Origin of the sequence: Streptomyces sp. NPDC000345, from assembly GCF_042898825.1 — a bacterium.
Lineage (GTDB): Bacteria > Actinomycetota > Actinomycetes > Streptomycetales > Streptomycetaceae > Streptomyces.
Genome location: NZ_JBIAZE010000019.1, coordinates 82,341 through 94,753, shown reverse-complemented (window position 1 = coordinate 94,753; position 12,413 = coordinate 82,341). Strand labels below are relative to the sequence as shown.

11 protein-coding genes are annotated in these 12,413 nt (G+C 68.3%); 4 read left to right on the top strand and 7 right to left on the bottom strand.

From position 1 onward, the window contains the following. The first annotated feature begins 301 nt into the window (after positions 1 to 301). Both ACFY30_RS34085 and ACFY30_RS34080 read left to right on the top strand, forming a co-directional pair. Positions 302 to 748, top strand: coding sequence for a hypothetical protein (locus ACFY30_RS34085; protein ID WP_159104261.1), 447 nt, complete (start codon positions 302 to 304; stop codon positions 746 to 748). A 238-nt stretch (positions 749 to 986) separates the two neighbouring features. Further along, positions 987 to 1,712, top strand: coding sequence for a GNAT family N-acetyltransferase (locus ACFY30_RS34080; protein ID WP_390849006.1), 726 nt, complete (start codon positions 987 to 989; stop codon positions 1,710 to 1,712). 72 nt (positions 1,713 to 1,784) lie between these two features. Here ACFY30_RS34080 and ACFY30_RS34075 read toward each other — a convergent pair whose 3' ends face one another. Both ACFY30_RS34075 and ACFY30_RS34070 read right to left on the bottom strand, forming a co-directional pair. Beyond that, entirely contained in the window at positions 1,785 to 2,606 is an 822-nt protein-coding gene (locus ACFY30_RS34075; RefSeq protein ID WP_390849005.1) for a DUF721 domain-containing protein, read from the bottom strand. Continuing rightward, entirely contained in the window at positions 2,603 to 5,224 is a 2,622-nt protein-coding gene (locus tag ACFY30_RS34070; protein WP_390849088.1) for a hypothetical protein, read from the bottom strand. The genes ACFY30_RS34075 and ACFY30_RS34070 overlap by 4 nt, the downstream gene beginning before the upstream one ends. 811 nt (positions 5,225 to 6,035) lie before the next feature. On the opposite strand from ACFY30_RS34070, the gene ACFY30_RS34065 reads away from it, so the two are divergent. Continuing rightward, positions 6,036 to 6,668, top strand: a complete 633-nt coding sequence (locus ACFY30_RS34065; protein WP_390849004.1) for a hypothetical protein — start codon at positions 6,036 to 6,038, stop codon at positions 6,666 to 6,668. Here ACFY30_RS34065 and ACFY30_RS34060 read toward each other — a convergent pair. From ACFY30_RS34060 to ACFY30_RS34040, 5 genes are all read right to left on the bottom strand, one after another. Next, positions 6,626 to 7,552 carry an FAD-dependent oxidoreductase gene (locus ACFY30_RS34060; protein WP_390849003.1) on the bottom strand — a complete coding sequence of 309 codons (927 nt, stop codon included), beginning with the start codon at positions 7,550 to 7,552 and terminating at the stop codon, positions 6,626 to 6,628. The genes ACFY30_RS34065 and ACFY30_RS34060 overlap by 43 nt on opposite strands. Beyond that, on the bottom strand, positions 7,549 to 8,160 hold the full coding sequence (locus ACFY30_RS34055) for an isochorismatase family cysteine hydrolase (protein WP_390849002.1): 612 nt from the start codon (positions 8,158 to 8,160) through the stop codon (positions 7,549 to 7,551). Before ACFY30_RS34055 ends, ACFY30_RS34060 begins: the two co-directional genes overlap by 4 nt. Further along, positions 8,135 to 8,815, bottom strand: a complete 681-nt coding sequence (locus tag ACFY30_RS34050) for a hypothetical protein (protein ID WP_390849001.1) — start codon at positions 8,813 to 8,815, stop codon at positions 8,135 to 8,137. Before ACFY30_RS34050 ends, ACFY30_RS34055 begins: the two co-directional genes overlap by 26 nt. 654 nt (positions 8,816 to 9,469) lie before the next feature. After that, on the bottom strand, positions 9,470 to 10,222 hold the full coding sequence (locus ACFY30_RS34045; protein WP_390849000.1) for an AAA family ATPase: 753 nt from the start codon (positions 10,220 to 10,222) through the stop codon (positions 9,470 to 9,472). Then, positions 10,219 to 10,977: a GntR family transcriptional regulator gene (locus ACFY30_RS34040; protein ID WP_390848999.1), complete on the bottom strand. Its 759-nt coding sequence runs from the start codon at positions 10,975 to 10,977 to the stop codon at positions 10,219 to 10,221. Before ACFY30_RS34040 ends, ACFY30_RS34045 begins: the two co-directional genes overlap by 4 nt. Positions 10,978 to 11,281: 304 nt before the next feature. Here ACFY30_RS34040 and ACFY30_RS34035 point away from each other — a divergent pair, with 304 nt between their 5' ends. After that, on the top strand, positions 11,282 to 12,088 hold the full coding sequence (locus tag ACFY30_RS34035; RefSeq protein ID WP_390848998.1) for a hypothetical protein: 807 nt from the start codon (positions 11,282 to 11,284) through the stop codon (positions 12,086 to 12,088). Positions 12,089 to 12,413: the final 325 nt, after the last annotated feature.

The window sequence follows — 12,413 nt, the reverse complement described above, 5'->3', positions numbered from 1 at the left end:
TCGACAAGCTCTGTCGCCGCCGTCCCTGCCCGGCGGCTTTCCCCGTTCCGCCTCCGGCCGCAGCGGCCCCGACGCTGCCATGCTCGCCGACATCGGCCGCGTACGCGCCGCCCTCGTCGCCGTCGGCGTCGATTTCGAGGGGCCTGGTGGCGCTCACGAACCTGCCTGACGCGGCTGCGAGGCCCGGAAACGCTGCCTGACGTCCCGGTGGCCAGCCAGGGATTCCGCGTCACGCGACTCCGATCATGGTGGCGAGCGGGCGCCGTGGCGGGCCGGCGCTGCTTCTCGCTACCGTCGCCAGATGACCTTCAATGATGAGTTCGCCACCGACTTACGGCTGAGTGAGGCACCGACCGGGGTGATCGTCAGCGCGCTGCGCTGGGACATCCTGAACGACTGGGTCCGGTATCTGAACGACGACAAGTTCCCGGATAAGACGGCCGAGATGGCGTACGTCTGGGGATTCATCAACCGGGACTTCGGCGGCGACGCGCTGCGCTGCCTGTGGAGCAAGCACGAGACCAGTTACCCCATGTTCGCTGAGGCGGTGTGGCTGCTGCACCGCGAGTTCAGCGAAGGCGCCGGATCAGACCATCACCCTCTCTTCGCTGACCTGCCGCCGATCCCTGCCGACGTCCTGTTCCGAAAGATCGCGAACGCGTCCGCGGTGGCCTTCCGGAAGCTGACCGAGGCCCAGATGCTTGACATCCTCCGCACGGCACCGCAGGAGTACGCAGCGATGCGGTAGAGCCACCCGAAGCGCCGACGGCCCCGCCCTGGAATCACCTGACGAGCGGGGCCGTCTACGCCTTCCGAGCCTGGTTCGGCCAGATCCGGTTCACCAACGACGGATGACGCCACAATTCCCGCCGACCGGCCGACCGGAAATCGGCGCTACGCCGGACGCCCGCCGGGACAAGATCGACCTAACAAGCGGCCAGAACACGGCCGTTGACGGCATCACGACCACTCAGGGGGACTCGTTCATGGGCAAGCACCCGGCGAAGAAGACAAAGCAGGCACCGCCCCTGTCCGCCGGCCGTGTCCGCGCAGGCTGGCAGGGCCCGGCCGGGACCCGCATCCGTCTGGCCCAGGGCCAGGACCTCGACGCCGCCGACGCGCTGATGGCCACCACCGGCGACGGAGTCAGGATCATCCCCGTCCTGCGCGCCGCCATCGAGGACGGCTCCGCCGCCTCCGCCATGCTCGCCGGACTGGCCGGCCCGAAGGCGTACCACGACGCCGCCGCTCACGCCTTCACGTCCCGGCCCAGGAACGAGGCCATGACCACCGTCTGCCTGACGCTGGTCGCCGCTGACGAGCAGGACCGCACCGTCGGCGTGCTGTCTGCCACCGCCCCCGGAACCGTCATCGACATGGCCATGAACAACGGCTACACCGCCGAGAAGGCCCTGGCTCTGAGCCTGTTCATCGCCAAGATCCATGGCCTGGCTGTTGCCGAGAACGCCCGAGGGCAGGGCATCGCCGGCGCCCTGCTCAAGCGGGCCTGGCAAGTCCACCAGCAGCTCGGCTACTTCCTGCTGTACGGCTCATACGAGGCACACCGGGACCTCGGCGCCTTCTACATCCGCTGCGGTTACACAGTCCACGCACCCGGCGAGACGTTCCCCCTCGACCGCGTAGCCCTGCCCTTCCGTCTCGGCGCAGGAGCTGACCAGTGCATGTTCACCCGCTGGCGCCCACGGCACTGAGGGCGACCAGCCCCTCCCGAACACTTCGGCGCATTGACGACCCCGGCTGGCCAGGGCATCAGGCCCCCAGCGCTAGCTGGCCCTGCTGGCACCTTCAACTGAGCGGGGCTGGTGACCGGCCTTCTCCGCTCGTGCCCGGCGCAGGGCGGCGGCCTCGGTCGCCGCGGCCTGGCGGCGGCGCTGTGCGCGGGCCTGCTCGATCAGGGCCGGCGCATCGTCTGCGACGGTGTCGGGCTCGGGAAACGCGCGGCGGGACAGCGCCCGCAGCGCGGCGGTCTGCCGCTCCACCGCCTGGGCGATGGCCGGGTCCACGCGGGACGGCGGCGCGGCCTGGCGGTGCGCCTCGATCGCCCGGTGGTAGCCGTCCGGCGGGGCAGGGCGCGGCGACGGCATGGCGGGCATGGTCGGCTGCGGCCCTGCCGCGGCGGCCGCCTTGGCGGGGCTGGCCTTCCCGGGGGTGGGCGGCAGGACGTGCAGTGTGCGCACGTTCGCGTCGGGCACCTTCGCGTTGGCCGCCGTGATCAGCTTGGGTGCGCTCCAGCGCAGCTTCGTGCCATACGCGGGGGCTTCGGGGGCGACGTCCAGGCGGCCGGTGTCCGCGTCGAAAGCCACGGCCTGGACGTGGCCAGCGAGTTCGGGCGCGGCCGCGGCAAGGATGTCGCCGAACTGCGCGAGGAGGCTGCCGCCGGCGGCCGGGGCGACCATGCCGCGCTCGGTCATCATCATCGTGATCGCCATGCCGAGCCCGAGCGGCTCGCGGCCGTCGCGCCGTACCACCTGCGTCCGGGACCGCTTCGGCTTCGCCTTCTGGGCGCCGCCGTTCTTCTTCGCCGCCTCCCGGGCCGCGGCCAGGGCCTGGCGCGCGAGGTCGACCCCGCTCAGCTCGCTGCTCACGCGATCGCCGCCCCGGCCTGGTCGCCATCGAGGGGCCGAGCCGCGAGCTCCGTCAGCCGGGCCGACCACGGCGCAGGCGCGACCGTCTCGGTACGGGCCGCCGTCCGCTTGCGCAGCTGCTCCAACCGCGTCGCCAGCAGGTACTCGGCAGTGCGCTCCCGAGCGGCGTCGGCGGCCTTCGTCGCGGCGGCGACCGCGTCCGCGCCGTTCGGGTTCGCGCGGAACCACCTGCGGTTCTGCTCGGTCTTGTATGCCCGGCGGGCTTCCGCGTCGGCCTCGAGGGTGCTGCCCAACCGCCCGAGGGCGCTGCTGCGGTACTCCGGCAGGGCCTGCTGCACGGCCTGGAGAGCGTTGAAGGCGAGCACGGACGCCGCAGCGCTGGGGTTCGCCTCCAGCTCGCCGGGCTCCATCAGCTGAAGGAACTGCTGGTGGGTGGTCTCGATGTCGGCTTCCAGCGTTGCCCGGACGTGCGCGGCCACCGCGGCGACGTCGGCGGCATCGTCCAGGTCCGCCGCCCATGTAGCCGCGACCAGCCCGGCCTCCGCGATCGCTGCCTCGGTCCGGCGCCGGTAACGGCACGCCTCGCACAGCCCGGCCGACCGCTGCTGCCCGCAGTCCTCGCACGCCAGGGCCTGGCGCACTGCGTCGGCGGCCGCCGCCTCCCGGCGCTCGCGCTCCCCCCGCTCCCGGGCAGCCGCACGGGCCTTCTCCCGCCGGGCCTGCTCCGCGCGGGCCTGCTCACGGCGCCACACGAAGTCCTCCGCCTCCGCCGCGGCGTACTCACGCAGCCGCTCCTCGAGGACCTGGCGCCGCTCCGCCACGCCGAGCCCGGGCAGCTCCCGGTCGATGTCGGCCGCGATCCGCACGCGGCGGGCACGGCGGATGTGAATCACGTTGCCGCAGTTGGCGCAGTCGCCGCCGGTGTCCAGCCGGATCCCGTCGTCGCAGCGCACGTCCGAGCAGGCCGGCCGCTGCACCAGGCCCCGCCGTGTGATCCAGCCGAACGGGCTGCTCACCCGCGCCTCACCACCGGTCTCCTCCAGCCGGTCGGTGAGCCGGTCGGCCAGCAGCCGAGGCGCGCCCTCCGGCTGCATCAGCAGGTCCTTCAGCCGCTCCAGCTCGGCATTCACAGCCTTTACGACCTGGTCCTGCTGCCAGCGGTTCAGCCCCGCCCACAGCCACGCGACCGGCCCCAGAGCAACCCGCAGATCAAGATCCTCGGGAAGGTCCGCCCTCCCCTGCTGCCGCGTCTTTTCGCCCGCCACGGCCTCGAGCCGACCACCGGCCTTGGTCCCGGCAGCACGCTGCCCACCCTGCTCATCGACCGCGGACTTGCCAGGCTTTTCCCCGCGGAGCGGGCCGACCTCCGCTACCGGCGACGCAGGCTCGGCAGCGGCGTCCTCGCCACCCACGGCCTGGTCCTCGCGCACGCACACGTGCTCCGGCCGACGGCCTTCACCCCCACGGCCTTCGCCGGAAAAACCACCAGAGAGCGGAGGAGGAGAAACGGGAGTAACCACAGAAGCGTGGTCTGCGTGGAACTCTGCACCATCGGGACGCTCCCGATCTCCCGCCTCCACGGCCGCCTCAGCACCACAAAACCCAGACGTGCCAAGGCCACCGGCATCCTGGCCAGGAGCAAGATCTCCGACTGCACCATCGGGACGCTGCGAAAACACCGATCCAGAGCCCGAAACCGGCTCCACAGGGGCCAGAACACGGCCGTACGCACGGGCGACCGGCAGCAGCATGACCCGGCCACGGCCGTTCATCCGTGTCACCGTCGCCTTGCGCTGCCGCGCGACGACACCGGCCTCCGTCAGCCGGGCCAGCACCTTCCGCGCCCCGGACGGCGAGCAGCCCAGTAGCCGGGACAGCGTCGCAGCTCCGCGCCCCTCCTTCTTCCGCACCGAGCCGCCGCACAGCTGCAGCCAGCCCGACGCCCGGGTGTTCAGCACCATCAGCAACAGCCCGAGCCGGTCCGTCGCCGCACCCTTGCCCGTGCGACCGGCCAGCAGCCCGGGCGGCGTCGGCTCCTTGTCCTCCGGCGCCCACCCCGGCCCGAACAACGCCTCGATCAAGCGCAGCAGCACCGCCAACTCCGCCTTGTTCAACGCCAGCGGGTGCGCCGCTCCCCCACCCTGGTGCGCCCGCCACAGCGGCATGACCAGACAGTCCAGCCCGACCGGGTGCCCCTCATCGTTGACGACCATCCGGGTGTGCAGCGCGTCCCTCTGCCGCAGCACGGGCAGCACGTCGTGATGAACCGTCGACGCCGTCATCCCAAGCCACCGACCCAGCTCCGCACCCCAGATGTACGACTGCAGATCGTCCTTACGCCCCTCCGGCGCCCGCGACTTCGCAAACAGCACCACCGTGGTCAACCGCGCCGCATCCCCAAGCCCGGCCAGCGACTCATCCGCCAGCAGCGCCCGGACCGCGGCGAGCAGCCGCAGCCGCATACCCCGACCCAGCCGCAACGCGTCATCCAGGCCGCCGTCACCCGGCTGGCCCCCGCCCGGCAGCGACCGCAGCACATCCCGCTGGGCGGGAAGCACCGGAGAGTCGACCACGACGTCGTCGACGCGCTCCCACAGCATCGCGGCCGACGCTGCCATGCCGCTCACGTGGATGTCCTAGAGAACTGCGCTCGGGGCGCCGTGCTAGTCCGCTGGCATGGCGGCATGGGTGGCTCAAGAAGAAACTGTGACCGGGAAGACGCCGCAAAATGCGCCAATCGGGCATGGATGGGCTGACAAAGGGCAGCGCAATGCTGCAACATGGGTCCTGCCTCGCTTCGATATCGAGGTGGGCATAGAAAAGGCGCCTCTGGCGCTGGTTCGTCTGGAACCAAGATCGAACTGTTCGGCCGGCGGCAACCGGACGGACAATCCCTTCAGGGGGTCGGCAAACCCTCTGGTGGCAGATGGGGCGCCATCAGCCGAGGTGACGGCTAATCACCTGGGTGGCCGGGCGTCCCGGCGGCTCGAAGGCCCGTTCAACGGGCGCCGCCATAGACGATTACGACATCTCGCCCCCTTCCGGGGCGGAGATGTGCCCGCAGCCGGACTGGCGCGGGAAGACATTGAAGGCACTCAGCCGGAGCGACGTACGAGCCATCGCTGCCACGGCGGGTGCCTTGGTGTGTGCGTGTCGGAGGGTACGGGTACCCTGCATCATGTCGAGACCTTCCCTAGATAGGTCTGCGGCCGTGCCCCGGAGCTCCACCTCGCGGGGCTTAACCATCTCTATATGGATCTTATTCAGGGGACACGGTACCCCTCCTAGATCCCGCGGCGACACCCCGGTACCACTCGTGTCGCTAATGGACGAACGCCTCCTGACGGAGCGCCAGACCCCTCGGCTACCTGCCCTGTTCCCCACCTGAGTCACAGCCCGGGCATGATGAGCGGTATGCACGCGACGCAGATGCCCAAGCATGACGATCCCCTGGACGTGGAGACCTTCGCCCGCCCTGAGCAGCAGCGCCGCTACATCGCGGCCATGCACCGCCTCGCCGCAGAGCGTCGCACCGGCGATCCGGTCCGCGTCTACGTCAGCGCCGCACCCAAGACCACTAACGACGCTAACTGGCAGCGCTGGCTCAAGCGCATCACCGAGGACCTGCCCGAAGGCGTCGAGCTCCTCCACTACGGTTCCGCCTTCGAGGGACGGCCCTACGCCTGGGACACGCTCGTAGACCAGCTCGACGGCCTCGTCGTCATCGGAAGGCCCAAGCGGCTCGGCAGCCGTGTCCACGTCCTCGGACCTGTTGCCCGCCTCGAACTCCGCTCGCTGGTCGCGCAAAAGCCCGTCCTGCTCTTCACCCACAATCTCGGCCTCGTCCCCGTCGTCGACTGCAAGAGCCAGGTCATGGCGCCGCCGGAGGCACCGAGGCTGAAGCTGATCGCCCCCAAACGCTGGAGCCGCGACTCGGCCACGCTCCAGGCCGCCCTGGACGCTCTCCGGCCGGCCGACGACAACGGCCAAGGACTGGAAGCGCACCGAGACACAGCGGATCACCTGGCGGCTCCGTTCGCCGTCCGTAGCGCGGTCTCGTAGTAGTAACCGAGTACGGCCTCGGCCCCTGACCCCTGGGCGGTTGCAATGCGCTGGAAACGCGCAGACCGCAGATCCCCCGCGACTCGGATGCGCCGGTGCTGCTGATTAGGCGGGCAGTAGCCGTCCTCACCAGAGACCAGCCCAGCCAAACCAGCTGGCTTGCTCCCGAGGTTGTTGAGCACCGACGTAGCGGCGTAGACGGTCTTGATCCCCTCGTGGCCCTTCACCTCGACTGTCCAGCCATCGCCGTACGCGGGCCGGGAGATCGCTGCGTGCGACACAGGGACGAGGCGTACACGCCGGTCGTCCTCGACCTCGGCCGCCTTGTATCTGTCGGTCGGTGGGCACAGCACATGCAGCGTCGTTGTCGAATCCGGGTGCGCTCGCAGCCAAGTGCCGAGCGGACGATCAGCACCGAGGACGTACGTACGCCCCGTGAGCTCCTGCGGAGTGGCCCGCCAGAGTGGAGAAGCCGAAAAGTCGGCGGGAGCGCTTACCCATTGCAGGTCGGACGGAGCCAACTCGGTCACACCAGTGGCGACCACGATGGACGCCGAAGTGAAGACGCGTCCGTCGGCAAGGGCGAGTTCGGCTCGGCCGTCGTGCCCAGTGGCTTTCACCGCGTGCCCCTGCACGACCCTGCATCGGCCGGCCTTCTGTAGGCGCTGAAGGTCCGCGGCCAGGGCCTCGGCCAGCTGAGGGCCGGTGGACCAGTTGCCCGATACGTTCTCCAAGGCGCTGACCCTGTGCAGCTTGCCGCCCACTGGGCCGGATTCCACCACGATGGCCCGCAGGTTCAGGCTGGCCGCCATGAGCGCGGCTGCCACCCCGGCCGGGCCGGCGCCGACCACAAGCATGTCCGCGTCGTACGTCGATGCGTTCACGTCTGTGCTCCCTGGGTTCCGGTGATTCGAGACAGGACTGTTTCGCTGGTGACGAGCTGGGAGGCACCGATGTTCCGCGCAGCGAGTAGCAGCGCGGCGTCGTGGTATTGAGCCCCGCCGCTAGAGGCGCAGGCGTCAGTCACGATCCATGGCCGATAGCCGCTCTGGTATGCGGCCACTGCGGAGTCGTATACGCATGCGTCCGTGTCGATGCCGCACAGCACGAGATCGGTCCATCCCGCATTACGAATGATCTCGGCGCCCTCGGGAGTGAAGGCGGAGGCCTGCGCCTTGTCGATGACCGCGGCCGCGCCGTCGATGAACGGAGCCAGCTCAGCAACGACAGCCTGCTCCTCGGTCGTGCGTAGCTTCGTCCAGCCAGTGATCCTTTCGTACGGCGAGCCAGGTTCGTTGTGGAACCTCGTCAGTACTACGGGCGCGTTGGCCGCCCGCCAGCCCTCAACGAGCCGCACGATCGCGGGGACAACGCCACTGCTGTGCTGGTTGACGAAGCCCTGCTGTACGTCGATGACCAGCAGTGCAGTCGAACGAGGTTCCACCCAGGCCGCCTTCCCATGACCGTCATTGATTGCTGTCCCGAAGGGCATCCTGGGCGGCACGCAGCCGATCAGGAAGTTCGCTCGTGGCGAGGATGGCCTCCCGCATCACCCGGTGCTGGGCAGTCTCCGTTGGCCTGGCCGTAGTAAGCCGGACGTACGCGCCGCGCAGAAAGCGCCACCCGTACTCCGCCGGCATCACCGGATCCTTGCCTTCCTCGATCATGTGCAGGACGTGCGAGGACAGGGCCCACAGCGCCTGAACGTCCAACTCCAGAGCAACGATCTGGCTCGTTGTCAGTGCACGTTCGTCCGGCTGCGGGTGGTAGGCCACTCCAGACCAGCCAGCCACTCCCCGTGAAGCACCGCCGTCGAACGCCACCGCTTCCGGATGCTCCCAGCCGTCGCGGAACTTGGCGTCCTCGACACCGGTTCCGAGAGGTGTGATGTTCTGCGGATTTTGGCGATTGACGAGGACCGACGGCGTCGTCAGCAACTGCAGGGCCGTGTCGAGCCCGGCCTTGCTCCACGAGTGGTCACGCAACTCGTACACCGACAGGACGTACTCCGGATCCGGCGACCGATAATCTGGCGTCCCACCTTGGCTGTACTGGTCCAGCAAGTGCATCATGCGCTGGCCAACCCAGGCACGATCTGTCAGGTACGAGCGGTAACGCCACACTGCCAACTCCGTCAGTGAGTCCACGCGTTGGTGTTCCTCCAGAAGGACCAACGCGATCCCGCAGGCATAGACGTGGACTGTGGATGTGTGTGCCGATCGATGCCCACCGGGTAGCACTCGCTGCTCAAGGCCGCCGGGGCCCGGCGGTCGTGGTGCTGCAGCTGCATAGAGAGAGCTGAGTCGCTCTCCCAGGTACACCGGTAGGAACTTGTGAGAGACGACGGTGCATGGTGCCGGCTGGGCGTCTTGAGTTCCTGTGGCAGTGACAGGGTCTCCGCGCAGTGCGGCCAGTCGGAAGCGGAAGGCCTCCTGCTCTTCAGGAGTGCACTGAGCGAGTGCCGCATCGAGGATCTGTGCCATTGAGGGACGGCATTCGCGATCTTTGTTCTCCCGCCAGTGGGAGACCGTCCGGGGGCTGATGCCGAGGTCCTCGGCGAACGCGCGGACAGACTGACGCTTCACTGACCGCAGTAGCAGCGCCTCTTCACCTGTCCACCGATCCACAGCGATCACTACACACCTCCTAAGCGGTCCGTGACCAGGCAGACGAGGCCGTATTGCCACGCTGAGTCCACACCACTGCTACGTGGGGACATCTCTCTGCGCCCCAACGATCCGGAAGCTGGTTGAAGCAGATCCAGCCCCTGGTCGGAGGACCCCATGTCGAACCTGCGACCGTCAGGCCGACTCAACGTCGCCCCTGGGCGTTTGGGCTTCGCGGATCTGTCCCTGCGCTCCGTCACTTTCGGCCTCCCGGCCAAGAGCGGCCAGAAGCTCTTCCGGCTGCCCGTCGTACACGATGTGGGGTTCGTCGGCGGTCGGTGGGTAGAAGCGCCCGGCGAATCGCTTCAGGTCTTCCTCGCTGAACTCGATCGAGTTCGCGTCGACCGTCGCCAGCCGGTTGCGTTCCTTGATGCGTGCCCAACGCACTTCGTGGGGCACAGGCAGGTAGATAAGCTCCGGTATCCCGCCGGCCTCAATGACGATCGCGCGCCATTCGGCCCGGTCTTCCGACGTCCAGAAGCCGTGATCGACGACGGTGTCGTGGCCGGCCAGCAGGAGGCGCCGGAGTTCTATGGCGATGTCCTTGAGGACTGGCGCCTCCCTGACGCGGAACTCGCCGCGAGGGAAGTCGCGGCCGTAGTGGCCGTAGCGGCGGAACATTTCCTCGTCGGGGCAGAGCCTCCGGTAGCCCGCGCGCTCGAGTGCGCGGGCCAGCGTCGTTTTGCCTGCACCCGGCATTCCGGTCATGAGAACACCGCGAGGCGCACGCACCGGTCGGCTGGCCAGGGTTGCGTTGATCCGGGTGATCTCGAATCGTCCTTCCGCGGTCAAGGAGTCAGCGGCTTCGGCTCGCAGCAGATCTCCCAGTCGGTTCTCGAGGCAGCTGAAAAGGGTGTCGTCAGGCAGCGCGTCCATCTGGACGATCACCGCGCCAAGTCCGAGGTGGTCCGCCGTGTCCTGCCGGGAGCGCCCAGGTCGACTCCGTATTCAAGGACGTCACCGTCGGCGTCAAGGAATCGGGCGGTCAGGACCAGAATTGCTGCGACCACGTCGCTCTCCAGCTCCAGGAGCTGGAGGTCTTGCTTGGTCGCGATGCGCGCAGTCTCTTCATCTACGCGCTTGACGACTTCTCGCCCGGTGGCCTGCGCAATCAAGTCCAGTGACAGGCCGCCCTTGAGGCGCTTGCTCTCTGCAAGTTCGGGGATGACCTGGGCGAATTCCGCTGGGATCCACGACGTCGAATGGGCAACGATCCCATGAGCATCGCGATAGACACGGCTTCGCTGAATCACGTCATCACCAGCAGTGATGCCGAACGCAGTCGCTACCTCTTGGGGGGCGGCGACTATGCCTGCCGTGTGGCCGCTCGACTGCTCGCCGTCCCCCCAGGACGACTTCGTTCTGCCACTTCTGTCGTGGCGATCGGAGCCCGAAGAGAGCGACACGGGCCGTCCCATGACTTCTGTCCCGACACCTGGAATGCCTTGGACGAGCTTCTCGTCACGCAGGAGCTTCATCGCCCGGTCGGCCGTGGCGGTGCTGACGTTCCACTGATCTGCCAGTGCCCGGATGCTGGGCAGCAGGTCGCCCGGCGACAGTGCCCCGGAGCTGATGAGCTCGCGGTAGTGCTCCGCGATGCGTGCATACGGCGGCCGGTTGTCGGCTCTCTGCGCCCCGGGCATATCGCCTCCTTCGCTTCTTCAGATGCCTCACTATACCGCTTGACACCTGAGGGTACCTGAGGCAACCTGATGTAGGTAAGGCGATGGTGATCCTCCGGGAACACCGCGTCATTACCGCAGCTGTCGCCACTTCGGTGGCCCGGAGTCGAGAGCTAAACCAACTCCTCCGGACCGTGACTGCCTGCGTGAACGTTGCAGCGCAATGCGCTGTCCGTCCTCCAGGACGCCGGTTCACCGTGCGGCCTGGCGGGCGGAGATCGCACCGCGACGCAACCCGATTCCCTTCGTATGTGAGGAGTCTTCGATGCCGGCAACGACCGTGGAGCCGACGGCCAAGAAGCGACTGCGCAGGACGCGCACTCGAACCGTCAGCGCCCGACCGGCGATCGTCGTATCCGAACTCCCGGTCCAGCACGTTGACTTGCGGCCCGACTTCGTGTCGTTGGTCTGCCCGGATTGCGAGACCTGGTGCCCCGTCGCCGGAGCCCAGAGCCGTACCCCGAAGCTGGTCGCTCATCACAGCGGGCCCGCTGATGAAGCTGAGGCGCTCCGCTGCCCCAGCAGCAACCGCCGTGTTGACCTGGATGTGGCAGTCGCACAGTGGGTGAAAAGCCTTACGGATGGGATCGCAGACACCAAGAGCCGTCGGTCCACCCGGGTGATGCGTAAGCCGAAGACCCGAGTAATCCCGGCCGTCCTTCAGATTATTGAGCCCATTCTGGACGCGAAGGGCGCGCTCAAGCTCTACCGAAACCACTGCAATGTGTGCGCCACCTGCCGACAGACGGGTCACATCCGCTGCGTAGACGGCGTTCGGCTCGCCCACCTCTATGTCCACAAACAGCGAACCGAGCCCGCTCGTCGGAAGGCCCTGGCCTTCCGCGATGAGCTGGAGCGACGGGAAGACGAGCGTGAAGAACGAGGTCTTCCGCTGCTGCGCGAGCTGCAGTGGGCCGCAGCCGAGTCGATGGTTCGTCGAACGGACATCCAGCGGGCTCACGACGCACTCAAAGCGACGCTCCTGCACTACGGCCCGCACCTGGATCGCTTTGAGCGGGCCGACCTCAGCAGCGTGATCACGACGCTGGCAGAGAAGCTGCGCCGTCTGTAGTTCCTGCGCTGCCTGTGCTCGCCGCCTGTTGCACGAGCGGCGATGGCAGGGGGCAGCAGGGCCTTCCAGGTCAGCAGCCCTCCTGGGTTGGCCTCTGCTAGGGGAGGCCAACCCAGTTCGTGAAAACCGAACAAACGATGACGGCCCCGGGATTGCGCCCCGGGGCCGTTGTCGGTCGTCATCCGTCGCGTGAGAGGAACACGACCTTGCTGATGAACATGATGCCATCCCGGACCCCGCTCGGTGCCGACGGGGACGAACACCCGAGCCAGGCCGACGAGGCGCTTCGCCGGGCCCGGCAGGGTGGTCAAGGGGGTGGGACACG